This is a genomic window from uncultured Sulfitobacter sp., from assembly GCF_947500075.1.
GTDB lineage: Bacteria > Pseudomonadota > Alphaproteobacteria > Rhodobacterales > Rhodobacteraceae > Sulfitobacter.
This window is the reverse complement of the sequence record NZ_CANMQS010000002.1, coordinates 854,533-874,417: the sequence shown is the minus strand read 5'-3', so window position 1 is coordinate 874,417 and position 19,885 is coordinate 854,533. Positions and strand designations below refer to the sequence as shown.

General features: G+C 61.3%; 22 protein-coding genes. 14 read left to right on the top strand and 8 right to left on the bottom strand.

The window, feature by feature from the left end; translation table 11 throughout:
- Positions 1-13 precede the first annotated feature (13 nt).
- Genes fabZ through lpxB form a run of 4 tightly spaced genes read left to right on the top strand, consistent with a single transcriptional unit; the run spans position 14 to position 3,208 of the window.
- Positions 14-484, top strand: coding sequence for a 3-hydroxyacyl-ACP dehydratase FabZ (gene fabZ, locus Q1A91_RS09260; RefSeq protein WP_299875957.1), 471 nt, complete (start codon positions 14-16; stop codon positions 482-484).
- Positions 481-1,263 carry an acyl-ACP--UDP-N-acetylglucosamine O-acyltransferase gene (lpxA, locus tag Q1A91_RS09255; RefSeq protein WP_299875955.1) on the top strand — a complete coding sequence of 261 codons (783 nt, stop codon included), beginning with the start codon at positions 481-483 and terminating at the stop codon, positions 1,261-1,263. Before fabZ ends, lpxA begins: the two co-directional genes overlap by 4 nt.
- Positions 1,260-2,060 carry an LpxI family protein gene (locus Q1A91_RS09250; RefSeq protein WP_299875953.1) on the top strand — a complete coding sequence of 267 codons (801 nt, stop codon included), beginning with the start codon at positions 1,260-1,262 and terminating at the stop codon, positions 2,058-2,060. The genes lpxA and Q1A91_RS09250 overlap by 4 nt, the downstream gene beginning before the upstream one ends.
- Complete coding sequence (gene lpxB / locus Q1A91_RS09245) at positions 2,057-3,208, top strand: lipid-A-disaccharide synthase (RefSeq protein ID WP_299875951.1); 1,152 nt, start codon at positions 2,057-2,059, stop codon at positions 3,206-3,208. The genes Q1A91_RS09250 and lpxB overlap by 4 nt, the downstream gene beginning before the upstream one ends.
- Positions 3,209-3,319: 111 nt before the next feature.
- Here lpxB and mnmA read toward each other — a convergent pair whose 3' ends face one another.
- On the bottom strand, positions 3,320-4,462 hold the full coding sequence (gene mnmA / locus Q1A91_RS09240; RefSeq protein ID WP_299875950.1) for a tRNA 2-thiouridine(34) synthase MnmA: 1,143 nt from the start codon (positions 4,460-4,462) through the stop codon (positions 3,320-3,322).
- Positions 4,463-4,595: 133 nt separating this feature from the next.
- On the opposite strand from mnmA, the gene Q1A91_RS09235 reads away from it, so the two are divergent.
- The 5 genes from Q1A91_RS09235 to Q1A91_RS09215 all read left to right on the top strand — a co-directional run bounded on the left by Q1A91_RS09235 (position 4,596) and on the right by Q1A91_RS09215 (position 10,219).
- Positions 4,596-4,883 carry a DUF1153 domain-containing protein gene (locus Q1A91_RS09235; RefSeq protein WP_299875948.1) on the top strand — a complete coding sequence of 96 codons (288 nt, stop codon included), beginning with the start codon at positions 4,596-4,598 and terminating at the stop codon, positions 4,881-4,883.
- Positions 4,884-4,996: 113 nt separating this feature from the next.
- Entirely contained in the window at positions 4,997-5,704 is a 708-nt protein-coding gene (ctrA, locus tag Q1A91_RS09230; protein WP_299875946.1) for a response regulator transcription factor CtrA, read from the top strand.
- An 81-nt stretch (positions 5,705-5,785) separates the two neighbouring features.
- Positions 5,786-7,906, top strand: coding sequence for an NAD-dependent DNA ligase LigA (ligA, locus tag Q1A91_RS09225; protein WP_299875944.1), 2,121 nt, complete (start codon positions 5,786-5,788; stop codon positions 7,904-7,906).
- A complete protein-coding gene (recG, locus tag Q1A91_RS09220) occupies positions 7,903-9,993 on the top strand; it encodes an ATP-dependent DNA helicase RecG (protein ID WP_299875943.1) in 2,091 nt (696 codons plus the stop codon). The genes ligA and recG overlap by 4 nt, the downstream gene beginning before the upstream one ends.
- A 97-nt stretch (positions 9,994-10,090) precedes the next feature.
- Entirely contained in the window at positions 10,091-10,219 is a 129-nt protein-coding gene (locus tag Q1A91_RS09215; RefSeq protein ID WP_299875941.1) for a hypothetical protein, read from the top strand.
- A 187-nt stretch (positions 10,220-10,406) separates the two neighbouring features.
- Here Q1A91_RS09215 and Q1A91_RS09210 read toward each other — a convergent pair whose 3' ends face one another.
- Complete coding sequence (locus tag Q1A91_RS09210) at positions 10,407-10,856, bottom strand: iron-sulfur cluster assembly scaffold protein (protein WP_299875939.1); 450 nt, start codon at positions 10,854-10,856, stop codon at positions 10,407-10,409.
- Positions 10,857-10,929: 73 nt separating this feature from the next.
- Here Q1A91_RS09210 and hisI point away from each other — a divergent pair, with 73 nt between their 5' ends.
- Entirely contained in the window at positions 10,930-11,274 is a 345-nt protein-coding gene (gene hisI, locus Q1A91_RS09205) for a phosphoribosyl-AMP cyclohydrolase (RefSeq protein ID WP_299875937.1), read from the top strand.
- Between the two features lie 3 nt (positions 11,275-11,277).
- Here the strand turns inward: hisI and gluQRS are convergent, their stop codons facing one another.
- From gluQRS to Q1A91_RS09185, 4 genes are all read right to left on the bottom strand, one after another.
- Complete coding sequence (gluQRS, locus tag Q1A91_RS09200; RefSeq protein WP_299875935.1) at positions 11,278-12,135, bottom strand: tRNA glutamyl-Q(34) synthetase GluQRS; 858 nt, start codon at positions 12,133-12,135, stop codon at positions 11,278-11,280.
- Positions 12,132-12,746 carry a methyltransferase domain-containing protein gene (locus Q1A91_RS09195; protein ID WP_299875933.1) on the bottom strand — a complete coding sequence of 205 codons (615 nt, stop codon included), beginning with the start codon at positions 12,744-12,746 and terminating at the stop codon, positions 12,132-12,134. Before Q1A91_RS09195 ends, gluQRS begins: the two co-directional genes overlap by 4 nt.
- A gap of 38 nt (positions 12,747-12,784) precedes the next feature.
- Positions 12,785-14,122: a methylenetetrahydrofolate--tRNA-(uracil(54)-C(5))-methyltransferase (FADH(2)-oxidizing) TrmFO gene (gene trmFO, locus Q1A91_RS09190; protein WP_299875931.1), complete on the bottom strand. Its 1,338-nt coding sequence runs from the start codon at positions 14,120-14,122 to the stop codon at positions 12,785-12,787.
- A 319-nt stretch (positions 14,123-14,441) separates the two neighbouring features.
- Entirely contained in the window at positions 14,442-15,227 is a 786-nt protein-coding gene (locus tag Q1A91_RS09185) for an enoyl-CoA hydratase (RefSeq protein ID WP_299875929.1), read from the bottom strand.
- 57 nt (positions 15,228-15,284) lie between these two features.
- Between Q1A91_RS09185 and Q1A91_RS09180 the strand changes: the two genes are divergently transcribed.
- A complete protein-coding gene (locus Q1A91_RS09180; protein WP_299875927.1) occupies positions 15,285-15,719 on the top strand; it encodes a PaaI family thioesterase in 435 nt (144 codons plus the stop codon).
- Positions 15,720-15,733: 14 nt separating this feature from the next.
- Here Q1A91_RS09180 and Q1A91_RS09175 read toward each other — a convergent pair whose 3' ends face one another.
- Both Q1A91_RS09175 and Q1A91_RS09170 read right to left on the bottom strand, forming a co-directional pair.
- Positions 15,734-16,609: a phytanoyl-CoA dioxygenase family protein gene (locus Q1A91_RS09175; RefSeq protein ID WP_299875924.1), complete on the bottom strand. Its 876-nt coding sequence runs from the start codon at positions 16,607-16,609 to the stop codon at positions 15,734-15,736.
- Between the two features lie 250 nt (positions 16,610-16,859).
- Complete coding sequence (locus tag Q1A91_RS09170) at positions 16,860-17,090, bottom strand: DUF1127 domain-containing protein (protein WP_299875922.1); 231 nt, start codon at positions 17,088-17,090, stop codon at positions 16,860-16,862.
- A 96-nt stretch (positions 17,091-17,186) separates the two neighbouring features.
- Between Q1A91_RS09170 and Q1A91_RS09165 the strand changes: the two genes are divergently transcribed.
- The 3 genes from Q1A91_RS09165 (at position 17,187) to rpsI (ending at position 19,742) form a co-directional block, all read left to right on the top strand.
- A complete protein-coding gene (locus tag Q1A91_RS09165; protein WP_299875920.1) occupies positions 17,187-18,620 on the top strand; it encodes a PLP-dependent aminotransferase family protein in 1,434 nt (477 codons plus the stop codon).
- A 151-nt stretch (positions 18,621-18,771) separates the two neighbouring features.
- Entirely contained in the window at positions 18,772-19,233 is a 462-nt protein-coding gene (rplM, locus tag Q1A91_RS09160) for a 50S ribosomal protein L13 (RefSeq protein WP_299875918.1), read from the top strand.
- 2 nt (positions 19,234-19,235) lie between these two features.
- Positions 19,236-19,742 carry a 30S ribosomal protein S9 gene (rpsI, locus tag Q1A91_RS09155; protein WP_299875916.1) on the top strand — a complete coding sequence of 169 codons (507 nt, stop codon included), beginning with the start codon at positions 19,236-19,238 and terminating at the stop codon, positions 19,740-19,742.
- Positions 19,743-19,885: the final 143 nt, after the last annotated feature.

The window sequence follows — 19,885 nt, the reverse complement described above, 5'->3', positions numbered from 1 at the left end:
TAAGGACCGACCCATGACCGAAGATTTGAAGCGCGCCGATATCCTGACCATTCAGCGCATCCTGCCGCACCGCTATCCCTTCCTGCTGGTCGACAAGGTGGAGGAGATCAACGGCACGCAATCTGCTGTGGGTTACAAGAACGTCACCATGAACGAGCCGCATTTTCAGGGGCATTTCCCCGGATCCCCCATCATGCCCGGTGTGACCATTGTGGAGGCGATGGCCCAGACGGCGGGGGTGATGATCGGCGTGGCGCTGGATCAGCTGGATACGAATATGCTGATCTACTTCATGTCGATTGATAAGTGCAAATTCCGCCGCAAGGTGATCCCCGGCGATGTGCTGCGGATGGATCTGACGACGCTGCGTGGCAAACCCGGCGGCAAGGTCTGGCGCTTCTCTGGCGTGGCGACGGTTGAGGGTGAGATGGCCGCAGAGGCTGAATTCATGGCGATGCTTGATCTGCCCAAGGCCGACGCATGAGCAACATCCACCCCTCTGCCGTGATTGAAGACGGCGCACAGATTGATCCCACCGCGCAGGTGGGCCCGTTCTGTGTGGTCGGGGCTGAGGTGGTGTTGAAGGCGGATGTGGTTCTGAAAAGCCATGTTGTGGTGACCGGGAGGACAGAGGTCGGCGAGGGGACGGTGATTTTCTCCTTCGCAGTGATTGGCGAGATCCCGCAGGACCTGAAATTCAAAGGCGAAGCCAGCCAGTTGGTGATTGGCGCGCGCAACCGTATCCGTGAGCATGTCACGATGAACTGCGGCACCGAAGGTGGTGGCGGGGTGACGCGGGTGGGCGACGATGGATTGTTCATGGCAGGCTGTCACATTGCCCATGATGCGATCATCGGGGACCGGGTGATTGTGGTGAACTCCGCTGCTGTGGCGGGGCATTGCGTGATTGAGGATGATGTGATCATCGGCGGGCTGTCGGGCATTCACCAATGGGTGCGTGTGGGCCATGGCGCGATCATTGGCGCGGTGACGATGGTGACCAATGATGTCATTCCCTACGGGTTGGTGCAGGCCCCACGGGGCGATCTGGACGGGTTGAACCTTGTTGGTTTGAAACGGCGCGGCGTGGCAAGGTCGGACATCACCGCACTGCGTGCGGCATTTCAGATGCTGGCACAGGGGGAAGGCACATTTCACGACCGCGCGCAGCGGCTGCGCGATGAAACCTCCAGCACCTATGTGCATGAAATCGTCGACTTTATCATGGCCGACACAGGCCGCCATTTCCTGACGCCGAAATGACGCTGGCGCTGATTGCAGGGCGCGGGCATCTGCCCAGCGAGGTGGCGGAAGCACAGGATGTCCCACCGTTGGTGTGCGCCTATGAAGGCGTCGATCCGGAAGGGTTGACCGCTGATCTGACATTCCGGCTGGAGACGCTGGGCACGCTCTTGGTGCAATTGGGCGAACTTGGTGTGACACAGGTGTGTTTCTGTGGCGGGATCGACCGCCCTCAGCTCGACCCGTCAAAACTGGATACGGAGACGATGGCACTGGTGCCGCTGTTCCAGAAGGCGCTGGCGGCAGGGGACAATGGGGCGTTGCAGATCCTCAAGGAGATTTTCGAGCAGACGGGTTTTTCCGTGATCGCGGCGGATCAACTTGTGCCCGATCTTGTCGCGCCGCCCGGTGTCCTGTCTGAGGCCTGGCCCGATGCGCAGATGCGCCGGGATGCCGCGCGGGGCGAAGCGGTGCTGGCCGGGCTGGCGCCGCTTGATATCGGGCAGGCTTGCGTGATTGGCAAGGAGCAGGTTCTGGGGGTTGAAACGATGGGCGGCACGGATCACCTGCTGTCCACCCTGCCGCCTGTGGCGCGCACCGCGAATGCCATTCTGTGCAAAGGCCCCAAAGACGGGCAGATCCGAGAGATCGACATGCCGACCATTGGCCCCAATACCATCACGGCCGCCCATGAAGCGGGGCTGGCAGGGGTGATTGTGGATGCGGGCGATGTGATCATCCTCGATTCCGACCGCTGCGCGCAATTGGCGGATGATCTGGGTCTGGTCCTCTGGTCCCGGCGCGGGGGCGAGGGGTGAAGGTTTTCATCCTTGCGGGAGAGCCTTCGGGCGACCGGCTGGGAGGGGCGTTGATGGCGGGGCTGAAGGCGCTGCACCCCGATGTGTCCTTTGAAGGGATTGGCGGGCCTGAGATGGCCGCTCAGGGGCTGACAAGCCGCTTTGACATGTCGGAACTCAGCGTGATGGGGCTGGCGGAAATCCTGCCGAAGTATCGCGCACTCAAAGCACGGATTGCGCAGACGGCACAGGCGGTGCTGGAGATGCAGCCGGATGTGCTGATCACCATCGACAGTCCTGACTTCTCCCTCCGGGTGGCGAAAATCGTCCGCGCGGCGTCCTCCCTGCGCATTGTGCATTATGTGGCACCAACGGTCTGGGCCTGGCGTACGGGTCGGGCGGCGAAGATGGCGCGCTGGGTTGATCATGTGCTGGCGCTGTTTCCGTTCGAGCCGCCCTATATGGAAGCGGCCGGGATGGAGTGCGATTTTGTGGGTCATCCGGTGGTGGCGGAACCGCAAGCCAGCGCAGAGGGTGTTGCCGCGTTCCGGGCACAGAGCGGGATCGGAGATGCGCCCCTGCTGCTGGTCCTGCCGGGATCGCGGCGCAGCGAGGTGTCGCGTCTGGCCCCGGTGTTCGGGGCGGCGGTGGCGCGGTTGGTGAAAAAAAAGCCAGACCTGCGCATTGTGGTGCCTGCGGCGGCCCCGGTGGCGGAGTTGGTTGCAGAAGTGACAGCAGATTGGCCCGGCACACCGCTGGTGCTGGATCCCGGCAAGATGCCGGGGGAGACCTTTGCGCCCTTGAAACGCGCGGCGTTTGGCGCGGCGGATGTGGCCTTGGCGGCCTCCGGCACGGTGTCGCTGGAACTGGCGGCAGCGGGAACGCCGATGGTGATTGCCTATGATATGAACTGGCTCAGCCGGCAGATCATCGGGCGGATGGTGAAGGTGGATACGGTGACGCTGGTCAATCTGGTGTCGGAGACACGGGTGGTCCCGGAGTTCATTGGCAACCGGTGTCAGCCGGGGTTGATCGCTAATGGGGTGCTGGGTGTGTTGGAGGCACCTGATGCGCAATGGGATGCGATGGCCGTGACGATGGACCGGCTGGGGCTGGGGGGAGAGGCGCCCGGTTTGCGGGCGGCGCGCGCGGTTCTGCGCCGCATGTGATGGCGCGGACGCACTTAAGCGCGACATGATTCTATTTTTTGGATGAGAGGCGCTGCCTCTCAAACTCTCCGGGTTTTTTGAGCCATTTGGAAGGGGAAGGGGGCGTTTGGATCAGCCTTTGTGAATCCAGCCGCCGCCGAAGATGCGTGTGCTTTCGGTGTCGTAGAACACGCAGGCCTGACCGGGGGAGATGCCTTCTTCGGGCGTCAGGAGTTCGACAGTCGCGGTGGTGTCGGTGATCGGACGCAGGATGGCGTCGCGCGGGGGGCGGGTGGAGCGGACCTTCACGCTGAGGTGCCATTCGTCCTGGGACGTCAAGGGGGCATCTCCCAGCCAGTTGATTTCGCGCACGGGCACGTTGCGGGTGGCGAGCATGGATTTGGGGCCGACGATCACTTGTTTTTTGTCCGCGTCGAGTTTGACCACATAAAGTGGGTCGGCAAGGCCACCGATGCCAAGGCCCCGGCGTTGGCCGATGGTGTAGTGGATGACACCCTCGTGCTGGGCGAGGATGTTGCCATCGGTGTCGACGATGTCACCGGGGTCAGCCGCCTCCGGGCGCAGTTTGCGGATCACGCTGGCGTAATCGCCGTTGGGCACAAAGCAGATGTCCTGGCTGTCAGGTTTCATCGCGACGCTGAGCCCGTATTTGGCAGCCAGCGCGCGGGTGTCGTCCTTGCTGGGCAGGTGGCCCAGAGGGAATCGCAGGAAGGCGAGTTGTTCCGGTGTGGTGGAAAACAGGAAGTAGCTTTGATCACGTGACGCATCAGCCGCAGAATGGAGTTCTGCGCCGCCTGCACCTATCTTGCGCTGGATGTAATGCCCCGTGGCCATGCAGTCCGCGTCGAGATCCTTTGCCGTTTCCAGCAGGTCCTTGAATTTCACCCGTTCATTGCAGCGGATGCAGGGGACGGGGGTTGCCCCCGCAAGGTAGCTGTCCGCGAATTCATCGATCACGGCGTCTTTGAAGACGTTTTCGTAATCCAGCACGTAGTGTGGAAACCCCATGTCTTCGGCGACCCGGCGCGCATCGTGGATGTCGATGCCGGCGCAGCACGCGCCTTTCTTGGCCAGTGCCGCTCCATGGTCATAAAGCTGCAGCGTGACGCCGACCACATCATAGCCTTCCTCGGCCAGCATCGCAGCCACGACGGAGCTGTCCACGCCGCCGGACATGGCCACAACCACCCGGGTGTCGGCAGGGGCCTTGGCAAAGCCGAGAGAGTTCAGCGGCGGTGTCTGATCGAGGGGCATGCACGTCTCCGACGGGGATAAGCGAGGTGGTTTGGTGGAAATATAGGAAAATCCTATTCACTCACAAGGGGGAGCTTCACGGGGCATTAAGCCAAAAAGGTCAATGTGGCCAGACCTTAGCCGGGATGAAGATATGTATCTCAAGAAAGTTGATGGCCCCCGATCCGTGACACTGGCGGATGGCACGATCATGTCGCAGGCCGATCTGCCGCCGCCAGACACGCGGCGGTGGGTGGCATCGCGCAAAGCCGCCGTGGTGCGGGGCGTGGGCTATGGTCTGATCAGCCAGGGAGAGGCGCTGAGCCGATACGGTATTTCGGAGGAGGAATTCTTTGAATGGGTCCGCGCGGTGACCGAGCATGGGGAGGCGGCGCTGAAAGCCACCATGTTGCAAAAGTATAGACAACCTAAAGCAGAGTAGTTGTGGACAACTTAAAGTTGTTCTGATAAAAAGGTAAACATCAGTAACGGGTGGTTAACCTTTTTTGGTCACGATCCTGAGCGACACCAATGACCCCGACCTCGGAGAAGACTATGCGTGTACTACTCGTCGAAGATGATCCCACCACCTCCCGCAGCATCGAGTTGATGCTGACCCATGCCAACCTCAACGTCTATGCGACGGATCTGGGGGAGGAAGGGATCGATCTGGCAAAGCTATATGATTACGATTTGATCCTTCTGGACCTCGATCTGCCTGATATGAACGGGCATGAGGTGCTTCGGCAGCTGCGGCTCAGCCGGATTGAAACGCCCATTCTGATCCTTTCGGGGTCGGATGACACTGAAAACAAGATCAAGGGATTTGGCTTTGGTGCCGATGATTATCTGACCAAGCCTTTCCATCGGGAAGAACTGGTGGCGCGAATCCATGCGATCATCAGGCGGTCGAAAGGGCATTCTCAATCTGTCATCGAAACCGGACAGATCGCTGTCAACCTTGATGCCAAGACGGTCAGCGTGGACAACCAGACCGTGCATTTGACCGGCAAAGAATACCAGATGCTGGAGCTTTTGTCGCTGCGCAAGGGGACCACATTGACCAAGGAAATGTTCCTCAACCACCTTTATGGCGGCATGGATGAACCGGAACTGAAAATCATCGATGTGTTCATCTGCAAGCTGCGCAAGAAACTCTCTGCCGCGACGGGGGGAGAGAACTATATCGAAACGGTCTGGGGACGGGGCTATGTGCTGCGCGATCCGGAACCGGCAGCACTCGATCTGGTTGCTTCTGCCTAAGTCCCACGCTGAAATCTGCTAGACCTGACCCTTGGCGCGGCCTATCTAGGCGGTGCAAGGGAGCAGGCGGGGGCAGGGCGTGTGACAGCTGAAATCGCAGTCGAAAAGCTGAGCGAAGCGGAAGCGCGGGCAGAGCTGGCGCGGCTGGCGGATGTTCTGGCCAAGGCAAATACGGCCTATCATGCCGAAGATGCCCCGGCGATGGATGACGCAGGCTATGACGCGCTCAAACGCCGGAATGCGGCGATTGAAGCGCGGTTCCCTGACCTCAAACGCGATGACAGTCCGACCGATCAGGTGGGTGCTGCCCCCTCGGACGGTTTCACCAAGGTCACCCATGCTGTTGCGATGCTGTCGCTGTCGAATGCTTTTGATGCGGAGGATGTGCAGGAATTTGACGGGCGGGTCCGCAAATACCTGGGATTGTCCGCCGATGCGCCCCTGGCTTTCACCGCTGAACCGAAAATCGACGGGCTTTCGCTGTCCCTGCGGTACGAACAGGGCCGTCTGGTGCAGGCCGCCACCCGTGGGGATGGCGCCGTGGGAGAGAACGTGACCGCCAACGCGCGCACGATTACCGATATCCCGGCCGAGATCACAGGTGCGCCGGAGGTGCTGGAAGTGCGCGGCGAAGTCTATATGAGCCACGCGGATTTCGAGGCGCTGAACAGGCGACAGACCGAACGGGGCGGCAAGACCTTTGCCAATCCGCGCAACGCGGCGGCGGGCTCTCTGCGGCAGTTGGATGCGCAGATCACCCGCGCGCGGCCGCTGAGGTTCTTCGCCTATGCCTGGGGCGCGCTGTCTGCGCCGCTTGCCGACACGCAAAAGGGTGCGATTGACCGTCTGGCGGATTTTGGGTTTTCAACCAATCCGCTGACCGCGCTGTGCACCTCCAGCGATGAGATGCTCGCGCATTATGCGCACATCGAAGAGCAGCGCGCGACACTGGGCTATGACATCGACGGTGTTGTCTACAAGGTTGACGATCTGGCCTTGCAGGAACGCCTTGGCTTTCGTTCCACCACGCCCCGTTGGGCGGTGGCGCATAAATTCCCGGCAGAACTGGCCTGGACCCGGCTGGAAGGCATCGACATTCAGGTCGGGCGCACGGGTGCGCTCTCTCCGGTGGCCCGGTTGCAGCCCGTCACGGTCGGCGGGGTCGTGGTTTCCAATGCGACGCTGCATAACGAGGATTACATCAAGGGTCTCGACAGCAAGGGGCAGGAGATCCGGGGGGGCAAGGACATCCGCGTGGGCGATTGGGTGCAGGTCTACCGCGCGGGTGACGTGATCCCCAAGGTGGCGGATGTGGACCTGTCAAAGCGCCCCGCCGATGCAGCGCCTTTCGTTTTTCCCGACACATGCCCCGAATGCGGCAGCGATGCCATTCGCGAACCGGGTGACGCGGTGCGGCGGTGCAGTGGCGGGATCATCTGCCCGGCGCAAGCCGTGGAAAAGCTCAAACACTTCGTCTCCCGCGCCGCTTTTGACATCGAAGGGTTGGGGGACAAGCAGGTTGAGCAGTTTCATATCGATGGCTGGATCGCGGAACCGGCGGATATCTTCACGCTCCGGGATCGCTATGGCAGCGGCATGCAGCAGCTCAAGAACCGGGAGGGCTGGGGAGAGAAATCTGCGCAAAACCTCTTTGATGCCATTGAGGAAAAACGCAAAATTCCACTGGCGCGGGTGATCTTTGCGCTTGGCATTCGGCACGCTGGCGAAGCGGCTTCCAACCTTCTGGCGCTGCATTACGGCACCTGGGCCGCGTTTGAAGCGGCGATGCAATCGGCGGCCGGGCAGGAGGGGGAGGCCTGGGAAGATCTGATCGGTGTGGATGGCATTGGCGCGGTGATGGCAGATTCGCTTGTAAATGCCTTCGCGCAGGAGGCCGAGCGTGCTTCCATCGACCGGCTTGTGGCCCATCTGGACATCGCGGAGGCCAAACGCGCCGATACTTCTGGCAGCCCCGTGGCAGGCAAAACCGTCGTCTTTACCGGAACCCTGGAAAAGATGACGCGGGCCGAAGCCAAGGCGCGGGCGGAACGGCTGGGGGCCAAGGTCTCCGGCTCGGTCAGTGCCAAGACCGATATTCTTGTCGCGGGGCCCGGTGCCGGTTCAAAAGCCAAGAAGGCCGCAGAACTGGGGATCGAGACTTTGGATGAGGAAGGCTGGCTCACCCTGACCTCGGGCGCATGAGCGGACGGCCGGAGCCGCTGTTTCCGCTCTTTGCGGGGCTTGAAACCCTGCCGGGCGTCGGGCCGAAGACCGCGCAACTCTTCCCGCAATTGCGGGTGGAAGCGCCGCGCGACCTGCTCTTCACGCTGCCACAATCGGGCATTGACCGCGCGCTGCGCAGATCGGTCAAGGATGCGCCCCTGCCGGGCACGGTCACGGTTGCCGTGACCATCGGCACCCACCAACCGCCCCGCAACAAAGGCGGCGCCTACCGCATCCATGTGACTGATGCGGAGACAAGTTTTCAACTGGTCTACTTCCACGCCCGCGGCGATTACTGGAAACGACAATTGCCCGAAGGATCGCGCCGCGTGGTCTCGGGCCGGGTGGAATTGTTCGATGGCATCCCCCAGATGGTCCACCCCGATCATGCCGTGGCGGAGGAGGAGGCAGGCGACATTCCCGCGTTTGAGCCAGTTTATCCCCTGACCAGCGGGATCACGCAAAAGCTGATGTACAAGGCCACCCGCGCCGCGCTTGATCTGATCCCGGATATGCCGGAATGGATTGATCCCAATCAGAAATCCCAATCCGGCTGGCCTGATTTTGCCGATGCTGCCATCGCTGCACACAGCCCGCAATCGCTCAATGATCTGAGCGTGGCGTCGGTGGCGCGCGAACGCCTCGCCTATGACGAATTGCTGGCCCATCAGATCACCCTCGCGCTCGCCCGGCAGACAGAGCGTCACAAGCCCGGACGGGCCACAACCGGTGATGGAGCGCTCCAGAAACGGGTGCTCAGCGCCTTGCCGTACAAGCCCACCGGCGCGCAGACCCGCGCGATTGCCGAGATCACGCAGGACATGGCCGGCAGCCAGCGCATGAACCGCCTGTTGCAGGGCGATGTGGGCGCGGGCAAGACGCTGGTGGCCTTCATGGCCCTGCTGCGTGCAGTCGAAGGGGGCGGGCAGGGTGTGTTGATGGCCCCGACCGAGATCCTCGCCCGTCAGCATTTGCAAGCCCTGCAACCCCTCGCGGAAACGGCGGGTTTGGTGCTTGAGATCCTCACAGGCCGGGACAAGGGGAGCGAGCGGCAGGCCAAGCTGACCGCCCTTCAGCGGGGCGATATTCAACTGCTCGTCGGCACCCATGCGGTGTTTCAGGCCGATGTTGCCTTTGCCGATCTGCGCCTTGCGATTGTGGACGAACAGCACCGCTTTGGCGTGCGTCAACGGTTGGAGCTGGGCCAGAAAGGGCAGCGGGCGGATGTGCTGGTGATGACGGCAACGCCTATTCCACGCTCCCTCGCGCTGGCGCAATATGGCGACATGGACGTGAGCGTTTTGGACGAAAAACCCCCCGGACGCCAGCCGATCAAGACTGCGCTGGTCAGCACCGACCGCATCGACGAAGTGATTGACCGTCTGCGCGCCGCCATCGCGGAAGGCCGCCAGTGTTACTGGGTCTGCCCCTTGGTCGAGGAAAGCGAGATCAGCGATCTGATCGCGGCAGAGGACCGTTTCAAACGGCTGCGCGCGGTGTTGGGCGAAGGGGTGGTGGGCCTTGTGCACGGCCAGATGCCCCCGGCCGAGAAGGACGCGGCCATGCGCGCCTTCCAGCAGGCGCAGACGCAGGTCTTGGTTGCGACCACGGTGATCGAAGTCGGCGTTGATGTGCCCAATGCCACGATCATGGTGGTTGAACGGGCAGAAACCTTCGGTCTGGCGCAGTTGCACCAGTTGCGTGGCCGTGTGGGGCGCGGGCAGGGCGCGTCGACCTGCCTGCTGATGTTCCAGACCCCGCTGAGCGAGACCGGCCGCCACCGGCTAGAGGTGTTGCGGGGCACCGAAGACGGGTTTGCCATTGCGGAGGCCGACCTCAAGATGCGCGGCACCGGTGATCTTATCGGCACCGCGCAATCAGGGGTCCCCCGTTTCCGCGTCGCGGATCTGGAAAAGCAGGCCGGGCTGATGGCCGTGGCCCAAAGTGATGCGCGCAAACTGCTGGGCGATGATCCGAAACTGCACAGCGACCGCGGTCAGGCGGCGCGCTTGCTGTTGTGGCTCATGCGGCAGGATGAGGCGATTCGTTTGATTTCAGTTGGTTAAGTCCATTCGTTCCATTTTGTTCACGAATGTTCTCAAAAAGTTCTTTACACAGCGTTAAAGAAATGAGAACAAAGGAGCAACAAAGACGGAGGCACCCATGACAACGCTCAAAACCCTGAAGACCATCGTAACCCGGTCCCACGACACGCTGTTGCAGGATGCTGTTGGTGCCGCCGCGCTTGTGGTCATGCTGGTTGTGGGGCTTCACCTGCCCAATCTGATCTGAATTCTGCCCGCTTTCTCGTGCCGGTCTGTTCCTAGCATCCGTCCCAAATTGATGCTGCCGAACGACACTGCCTGTCCTTTCGGTTGGGGTCTGCCGCCCCACCGCTGACCGGGTCCCACACGAGAAACGCTTCCCTGCGCCGCCATCCATCCCGGATGTGCGGCGCTTTTTTTTTCAGGTCAGTGCTTTAGTGTGTCGGTGCCTGGGCTGTCTGCATCGCCTCAGTGATCGCCTCAATGCTCAGCAGGATCGAGGCGTGGCGGTTTTTGTACTCCACCGCAGGGCTCAGCACTTCGAACCCCTCAAATGGCGCATCGGGCACCGGCCCGCCGTCCTTGAGCATCGCGCGCAACTGATCCCGCGCCTTTTCAATCTGGGGCAGCGTGGCGCCTGTGGCCGCGCCGCCGGTCACCGCAGCGGCTGCCTGCCCCAGGGCACAGGCTTTCACGTCCTGACCCAGTTCCGCGATCCTGCCGTCCCGCACCGTCACATCCACAGTCACCGTGGAGCCGCACAAGGGCGAACGCCGCTTGACGGTCGCATCGGGTGCTTCCAGACGGCCCAGATGGGGAATATCCGCCGCAAGCGCCAGAATGCGCGCGGAATAGAGTTTTATCAGGTCGGTATCGCCGGACATGGCTGTTCCTTTTCTCGCGTTGCCCTTACATAAACCTCATCATCCCAGATGCAAAATTTTTCAGTGAGGTGCCATGCCCTTTGATCCCGCAACGCTGACGTATAACGACGCAGGCCTGATCCCCGCCATCGCGCAGGACGCGACGAACCATGAAGTGCTGATGCTGGCGTGGATGAACGCTGAAAGCATCGCGCGGACGCTGGAAAGCGGGGATGTCACCTATTGGAGCCGCTCGCGGCAGGCGTTCTGGGCCAAGGGCGCAACCAGTGGCAATGTGCAGCGGCTGGTGGAACTGCGCTATGACTGTGATCAGGATTGCCTGCTGGTGCTGGTCGACCAGACCGGGCCTGCCTGCCATACCGGGCGGCGGAGTTGTTTCTATACGGCGGTGAAGGACGGCGAAGCGGTTGAAGTCTAGCCGCTAGAGGCTTGTCATTGCGCGCACTTCGTCTGGCGTGCGCCCTTCCGCACGGTAGAGCGCAATCGCCCGCGCATCATCCCGTTTCGCCAGCCGCTTGCCGGTCTCATCCCGGATCAGCCGGTGGTGGTGATAGACAGGTGTGGGCAGATCCAGCAGGCGTTGCAGAGGGACGTGGATCTTGGTGGCGTCAAACAGGTCCTCACCGCGCACGACATGGGTGATCTGTTGCGCCGCGTCATCCACAACCACCGACAGATGGTAGGACGTGCCCATGTCGCGGCGGGCCAGAACGATATCTCCGACGCCATGGGTCAGGTCCGTTTCCGTGATCGGAACCGGTGAACCCGCGTCCATCTTTCCTGTTTCGGAGAATGACAGCGGCTCATCCCCCAATTCCGCCAAGGCCGCCCGCATATCGAGCCGCAGAACAGCCTCTGCTGGACGCGGACCCGACCGTTCAGCCGCCGACCTGCACGTGCCCGGATAGACAATGCCATCCGGCCCCATCGCAACCCCCTCCTGCGGAGCGGAGAGCGCTTGTTTGATGTCGGCTCGCGTGCAGGTACAGGGATAGAGCAGCCCGCGCGCCCAAAGTGTATCCAGCGCGGCGTCGTAGGCCGGAAGCCGGTCGGATTGCCGCATCACCGGGGTGGGCCAGTCCACGCCAAGCCACTGGAGATCGTCATAGATTTGCTGCTCCCACGTATCCCGCGCGCGGCTTTGATCGATGTCTTCGATGCGCAGCAGGAAGGTGCCCCCGGCGGCTTGCGCCATGTCATAGGCCAGAAGCGCGGAATAGGCGTGGCCAAGATGCAGCGGGCCTGTCGGCGACGGCGCAAACCTCGTGCGGAATGTCACCGTTTTTCAAGGACGTAGACGGCGGCTTTCAACCCGATCCCCGGCACATGATCGCCGTGTTCCCGAAACAGCAGACTGGCCGCACCGCAGTCGGTCCATTCTGATATGCGGGCCTCAAACGCCGGGTCTTCCAATGTGTGATCATTGAAGGAAAACAGAAAGATACCGCCGGGTGCTAATCCATGCATCAGAGTATCAAACAACGCCAGTGGTGCCGCACCCGCGCCGATCACGCCAATGGCGGCGATGGTGGCATAGGTGCCGGGCGTGAACCCCAAAGGCGCATCCGGCTCGATCTGGGTCAATGTGCGGTAGACGTTCTTGCCCGCGGCCTGGGCAATCATCTCTGCTGACAGATCGACGCCGTCGATGACCTCAAACCCCGCCAGTTTCAACGCCAGCCCACCAAGCCCCGTGCCACAGCCGAAATCGAGGATCGGCAGGCTGCGGTCGGTCTGGACATCCGCCAAAGCGGCGGCACAGCGGGACGGTGTGACATATCCGTTTTTGGCCAGCTCCGTCTCGTAACTGGCTGACCACGCATCATAAAGAGCGCGCGTCTCGGATGCGTTTCGGGCGGCGTAGACTTTGTTCAGGTATCCATCAGACATGGGCGGAGCGTAGAACCGCAGCGCGCACCCGTCCAGTATTAACCGTTTAGCCAGTTCTGCCAGTCGATTTTCGCGCGGTCCGTGTAGGCCTTGTAGCGGTCCTTGCGTCCGCGTCGACCGCTCTTGAGCCCTTCGACAGGCGGAAATAGCCCAAAGTTCACGTTCATCGGCTGGAAGGTCTTCGCATCCGCGCCCCCGGTGATGTGCGTGATCAGCGCGCCAACCGCAGTCGTGTCAGGCGGCGGGCCAAGGGGCGCGCCCTTGATTTCTGCCGTGGCGAGGCGTCCGGCCAGCAGGCCCATCGCCGCACTTTCCACATATCCCTCAACCCCGGTGATCTGCCCGGCAAAACGGATGTTGGGCTGGCTGCGCAGGCGCATCTGGTCGTCCAGCAGCGTGGGAGAATTGATGAATGAGTTGCGGTGAATGCCGCCAAGCCGGGCGAAACTGGCGTTCTCCAGGCCGGGAATCGTTTTGAAAACATCCTTTTGTGCGCCGTGCTTCATCTTGGTCTGGAAGCCCACGATGTTGTATAGCGTGCCCAGCTTGTTGTCGCGGCGCAGTTGCACCACCGCATAGGCTTTGACGTCCGGCTGGTGTGGGTTGGTCAGGCCCACGGGTTTCATCGGACCAAAACGCAGCGTCTCACGGCCGCGTTCGGCCATCACCTCAATCGGCAGGCAGCCGTCGAAATACGTCGCTGTCTCCCCCTCACGAAACTCCGTCTTGTCGGCGGCCAGCAGCGCGTCGATGAACGCCTCGTATTGGTCCTTGTCCATCGGGCAGTTGAGGTAGGCGGTGCGCTCCTCCTCCGTCTCGCCCTTGTCATAGCGCGATTGCATCCACGCCTTGGACATGTCGATGCTGTCGAAATAGACGATGGGCGCAATGGCATCGAAGAACGCCAGCGCATCCGCGCCGGTGGCGGCGGCAATCGTTTCCGCCAAAGCGCCAGAGGTGAGCGGGCCCGTTGCCACAATCCAGGGGCCGTCTTCGGGAAGCGTGGTGATTTCGCCATATTCAATCGTTACATTTGGATGCGCAATCAGCGCGTCCGTGACCGATTGCGCGAACAGATCACGGTCCACGGCCAGCGCCCCCCCGGCAGGCAGGCTGTGTTTGTCGGCCATCTGCATGATCAGCCCACCGGCCGCGCGCATCTCCCAATGCAGCAGACCCACGGCGTTCTGTTCATTGTCATCGGACCGGAAGGAGTTTGAACACACCATCTCGCCCAACAGCCCGGTCTGGTGGGCGAAGGTTTCCACATGCGGGCGCATTTCATGCAGGACCACAGGCACGCCTGCCTCCGCCGCTTGCCATGCTGCTTCTGATCCGGCCATGCCGCCGCCGATGATGTGGAGTGTCTGTGTCATGCCCGCGATGTAGGGGAGCGGACCGAGCGGCGCAAGAACATCCGCGCGGGCAGGGTGCCGCAGGCGGCCCCTGACAACGGGCCTTGGAGGGCACCCGCGTCGCGGAGAGAGGGGAGAGAATTTGGAGGGGTGATTTTTGGGGTCGCCAGTGCAGGGACGGTCGATCAGTGAGAGGCTGACCTGGAGGGACCTTCTGCAGATGGCGACCCAAAATCATCGTGAGCCATGTGCTCTGACACAAACGTGCCCCAATTGCGTCAGATTTGCCAGAGGAAAGACATAAACAATCCAGCGCCGAATCGGAAACAGTGCGCGCGGCCTATTGCTCCCAGGTCGGGTCGCGCTTTTCGAGAAAGGCATCAATCCCCTCGCGGGTATCCTCACGCAGCATATTGGTCACCATCACGTCGCCGGTATAGGCATAGGCCTCGGCTGTGGGCAGTTGCAGCTGGTTGTAGAACGCCTCTTTCCCGATGCGCACGGCCGCACCCAGCTTGCCGGCGACCTGATCGGCCAGCGCCGCAGTTTCAGCCACCAGAGCCTCCATCGGCACCACGCGGTTCACCAACCCCAGCGCCTGGGCGCGGGTGGCATCAATGAAATCGCCCGTGGTCAGCATCTCAAACGCCTGTTTGCGCGGGATGTTCCGGCTGAGCGCCACCATCGGGGTTGAGCAGAAAAGACCGATGTTCACACCATTCACGCCAAACCGCGTGCCTTCCGCCGCCACGGCCATGTCACAGGTGGCCACCAACTGGCAGCCCGCAGCGGTGGCAATGCCATGCACTTGCGCGATCACCGGCTGCGGCATCGACTGGATGCGCGCCATCACGCGGCTGCACCGCTCGAACAGATCCTTGAAGGCCGCGGCACCGCCGTCCTCGTTCTGGCGCATCGCCGTCATCTGGCGCAGGTCGTGGCCTGCACAAAACGCCTTGCCTGTGCCCGACAGGGTGACAACGCGGCAGGTGGGGTCAGTTGCAAGATCATCGAGCGTCTCCTGCAAGGCCGCCAGCATCTCATCTGACAGGGCGTTCAAACGCTCCGGCGCGTTCATCGTCAGATGTGTGACGGCACGTTCTTTGTCCACTTGCAGTATTGTCATCTTGCTCCCCCTTGCGATCCGGTCCAATTCTAGACCCGCTTGGTGAGGGAGAACAAGATGGTCGCAGAACCAGTTATGACGGCGCAGGAACTTGAGGCGTTCATGCAGGAGGTGTTTCAGCAGGTTGCGGATGATTTTGCAGTGGATGACGTGGGTCCGGGCGAAGTGACCATGCGTCTGAAAACCGCCGAGAAACATCTGCGTCCCGGTGGCACGGTATCCGGCCCCTCGATGTTCGGCCTTGCGGATGTGGCGGCCTATATCGTCACGCTTGCGATGATCGGCCCGAAGGCGCTGGCGGTGACCACAAACTGTTCGATTGATTTCATGCGCAAGCCAGAGGCGGGCAAGGATTTGATCGCCAAGGCGCGGCTGTTGAAGCTGGGCAAGCAGCTGTCGGTGACGGATGTGCTTTTGTACTCCGAAGGCAAGGCGGAGCCTGTCGCCCGCGCAAGCCTGACCTATGCGATTCCGCCCCGGTCCATGGGGTGAGGCGGGGCCGCTTCCTAATAGATCGCACTCTGACTTTTTGCCCCTGCCATCATCACCTTGGCCTGCTCATCCCGGATTTCCGCGTATAACGCCATGCTCGGCCCATCAAACAGGGCTTCGGGAGGGGCGTAGGTGATGAAACTGGCGTCGCTGACAGCACCCCGTGCCAGGATCGCGTAGTCCTTGTTCCCGCCCGCCTTGCGCATTTTGGTGGAGACATATCTGATGGCGACACCGATCCGACGATCGTCGGATTGATTGGGGCCGGAGCCGTGGATGGTCAGGCCATGGTGCAAGCTCATGCACCCCGGCGCCAATTCAACCGGCACTTTGTCGGCATCGGCGACATCAACCGCAATTTCCTGTCCGCGTGACAAGAGGTTAAGCTCATCAAAGCTGTCCTCATGGGCGAGGATTTCGTTCTTGTGGCTGCCCTGGACGAAGTCCATGCACCCCGACGCGGTTGTCGCGGGCGACAATGCCAGCCAGGCCGTGAGGATATTGTCCATATCCCCCATGCCCCAATAGGCCAGATCCTGATGCATGGTCACGACGTGCTTGGTATGCGCCTCCTTGGTCAGAAACTCGACAGAATAGAGCATCACATCGGGTCCCAGCACGCCTTCCACGGCGTCCAGAATGGGGCCGTGCAAGCCAATCTCACAGGCCAGCGGCATGACCACCTGCGCGTTGACCCGCTTGTAGGTGTTGAGCGGCAAGGGCAATCCGTTATCAAGCCAAGTGCGTTCAATCTCCTCCAGCGCGGCGCGCCATGAGTGCGTTTGAGCGTCATCTGCGACCCGGATCGGGAAAAGGTAGCCGTCGTTCCAATAGGCTGACTTCTGCCGTTCTGTCAGGCGGCCATCTTGCAGGGCTACGCAGTCTTTCATCGCTCATCCTCCAAAGCACATGCTGTGTTTCAGCAGACTTTAGAACGCGGGGGGGTATCTAACCCAATTGCGACCCGGCGACATGTCGGTTTCCAGCTTTGGTGTCCCGGTGCGCACCCGGGGCAGTGGCCTTGGGCATCCGCTCGCATTGGTCAAGGTGCGGAAAGGGGGGGGGCCGATCGGTACGCACATAAAAAAGGGCCGGGAATTCCCGGCCCAGTGAAGAGGTCTGGCAGAAGCCACAGGGATGTTACGCCTGCCAGAACGCGCGAGAAGCCTCTGTACTTGCTTGCTCGGACGTCAGTCCCACGTCGCTCAGCTGCCAGGGTTCCAGCTGGATCAAGGCGCGGCGTGTGCGGTGGCGGATGCTCCATTTGGTGACGCAGACCGCAAAGGTGACCGCCAGTTTTGCCGCAAAGGGCAATCCCGGCTGGGACAGAATACCGAGGGTTTCGGTGGAAACGGATCTTGCGTGTGCCATGAGGAGTCTCCTTCTAAATGTATTGACACAATGTAACTTACTGCTACAAATTTATTGGTACAAAAAATGATATATGGCTGCTAGGAAAACATTGTCATGGATACAATTTGGTCATCTGACGCGCTGACCGGGGGTGGTCCCAAGTACAAAACAGTTGTGGGCATGATCCGCGACAAGATCACCAAAGGCGAATTGCAGACCGGTGCGAAACTGCCGCCGGTGCGCGAACTGGCCTGGAAATTGCAGATCACACCGGGCACCGTTGCGCGGGCCTATACGGTCCTGACGGACAGCGGGGTGCTCAGGGCTGAGGTCGGGCGCGGCACGTTTGTGGCCAGGATCGGCGCGGGACTTGGACGGTCCGCGCCCGATAAGCCCCTCAATCTGATCGAAGTTAACGTTGTTGAACACAACCACGCCACGGCCGATACGGACAACGTCAATCTGTTTTCCCCGCATTTGCCCAACGGCGGGCAGGCGCGTCTGATCCGCAGCGTTCTGCGCGACATCTCCGAAGATCCGCCTTCGGGCGTGATGCACTATCCGTCCCGCCGATCCGCCAAACCCGCGCGTGAAGCGATGGCGGGGTGGCTGCAAGATGTGCCAATCGGGCCGGTTGATGAGAGTGACATTGTATTGTCACACGGTGGGCAAAACGGCATCCTTCTGATGTTTCAAACGGTTCTGCGCGGCCGGCGCCCGATTGTTTTCGTGGAAGAACTCGCCTATCCGGGCTTTCGGCGGGCGGCTGAATTGGTACGCGCGGATATTGTACCAATCGCGATGGATGCGGATGGCATTCGGCCCGACGCACTGGCGCAGGCGGCTGTCGATCACCCTGAAGGCCAGATTCTGTGTACATCGCCAGAAGTCCATAGCCCGACATGCGGCTTTACGCCGATGGAGCGGCGTCTGGAAATCGTGGAGGTGGCGCGCAAGCATGACCTCCAGATCCTGGACGACGATTGCTACCGTATGGGTCGGGCGGAGGGGGAGGGGTATCGCTCTCTCGCGCCAGAAAGGGGGTGGTATGTCACATCCCTGTCAAAGTCCCTGACACCTGCCTTGCGGGTCGGCTGCGTGCTGGGCCCTCGGGGGGCGACAAGCGCGCTTCACCGGTCTGCGGAACATGGCTTTTTCGGGCTGGCGACGCCGCTGCTTGATCTGACGGCGGGGTTGTTGTCTCATCCGCAGCTTCCAGAGGTGATGGAAAATGCGCGGCGCGGTGTGGAACGCTATGTGAAGAGCGCGGTCAATGTGCTGGGTGCTTTCGATCTGCGCTGGCGGCGGGATGTGCCCTTTGTCTGGCTGGTGCTGCCACAGGGCTGGCGCGCAACGGCGTTTTGCCAAGCGGCGGAGAAGCGCGGCGTGCAACTGCGCGCGGCGGAAGAATTCGCCAGCCGCGAGTCCCAGACGCCCCATGCGGTGCGCATGGCCATCAACGGGAGCGTTTCGCTCGACAGTTTTGAAGCTGCAATGCACCGGCTGCGGGATCTGCTGGACAATCCGCCCGAACAGATTTCCGTTTGATTGGGGTATTATATTACCTAATTTTCAAGTGATTGTTTTTGCTGTATTTTGCGGCGTTAAAGGCGCTTGACCTGCGCAGGGGGGTGTTTATAACCCGCCCATCAATTGCGGCGTGTCTTGGCACGCCAGGAACACCACATGGGAAACCCAGATGAAAACCTTTTCTGCAACACCGGCAGACATCGACAAGAAATGGATCCTGATCGACGCGGAAGGCGTCGTTCTGGGCCGTCTTGCCTCGATCATTGCCACGCGCCTGCGCGGCAAGCACAAGCCCTCCTTCACCCCCCACATGGATTGCGGCGACAATGTCATCGTGATCAACGCCGAGAAAATTCAGATGACCGGCAAGAAGCGGGACGAGAAGTTCTATTGGCACACCGGCCACCCCGGCGGCATCAAAGAGCGGACCAAAGAGCAGATCCTTGAGGGCAAGCACCCCGAGCGTATCGTGACAATGGCCGTAAAGCGCATGTTGCCCGGCAACCGTCTGAGCCGCCAGATCATGACCAACCTGCGCGTCTACGCCGGTTCCGATCACCCCCATGAGGCGCAAAGCCCCGATGTTCTGGACGTCAAAGCCATGAACAAGAAAAACACCCGGAGCGCATAAAGATGGCTGATGAAATCAAAACACTCGAAGGCCTCGAAGGGGTTGTGACCACTGCGGAGGCGCCTGTCGCCGCTGCTTTCGTAACCGAAGAGACCATCACCCGTGAGCCGGTTCGCGACGACCTTGGCCGCGCCTATGCCACCGGCAAGCGGAAAGATGCGGTCGCCCGCGTCTGGATCAAGCCCGGTTCCGGCAAGGTCACCGTCAACGGCAAGCCGCAGAACGATTACTTTGCACGCCCCGTGTTGCAGATGATCCTCGCGCAGCCTTTCGGCATCACCAACACCGAAGGCCAGTTCGACGTTGTCGCCACGGTCAAGGGTGGCGGTTTGTCCGGTCAGGCCGGTGCGGTAAAGCACGGCGTTTCCAAAGCGCTGCAGCTCTATGATCCCTCCCTGCGCGGCGCGCTGAAAGCGGCAGGTTTCCTGACCCGCGACAGCCGTGTGGTTGAGCGGAAGAAATATGGTAAGGCCAAAGCGCGTAAGAGCTTCCAGTTCTCCAAGCGTTAAGCTTCTTCAAAACGTTATGGGAAGGGCCGTGCCGATGGGCGCGGCCTTTCTCGTTTGGTGCATCTGGTCAGACGGGCGCACGCGCGGCGGCGGATGCGTAAGAGATTTTAACCCTCCGGGGGGGTATTTTTAACCATTTGGAA